The organism is Halomonas sp. SIMBA_159 (genome assembly GCF_046536035.1).
Taxonomy (GTDB): Bacteria; Pseudomonadota; Gammaproteobacteria; order Pseudomonadales; family Halomonadaceae; genus Vreelandella; species Vreelandella venusta_A.
On sequence record NZ_JAWJBT010000450.1, the window covers coordinates 1 to 277 of the forward strand.

At 63.2% G+C, this 277-nt stretch carries 1 protein-coding gene; it reads right to left on the minus strand.

What is annotated here, in order from left to right; translation table 11 throughout:
- Positions 1–58: 58 nt before the first annotated feature.
- The coding region (locus tag R0J87_RS19980) for a hypothetical protein (RefSeq protein ID WP_498888432.1) at positions 59–277 on the minus strand (219 nt) is incomplete at its 5' end.

The window sequence follows — 277 nt, forward strand, 5'->3', positions numbered from 1 at the left end:
GGGAACGGTGTTCCGGACGGGTTTTCAGACAGCCTGCCGCCAGTTGCAGCGGCGCGCGTCAGTGCAGCTGATCGGCCATCAGCGTCATGATCTGCGTGGCCTGCGGGCTTTCGTCGACACCACCTTTGTCGTCGACCACGGCGACGCGGGTCTGGTCAGGCGTCAGCGCCCGCACGTTCACGCGATACTGCTTGGCCACTTTTTCCTTCTTGCCGTGGAATACCTGGCTCCAGAAGCCCTGCTCGGCCGACGACATGTCCTTCGGATCGACGTAACG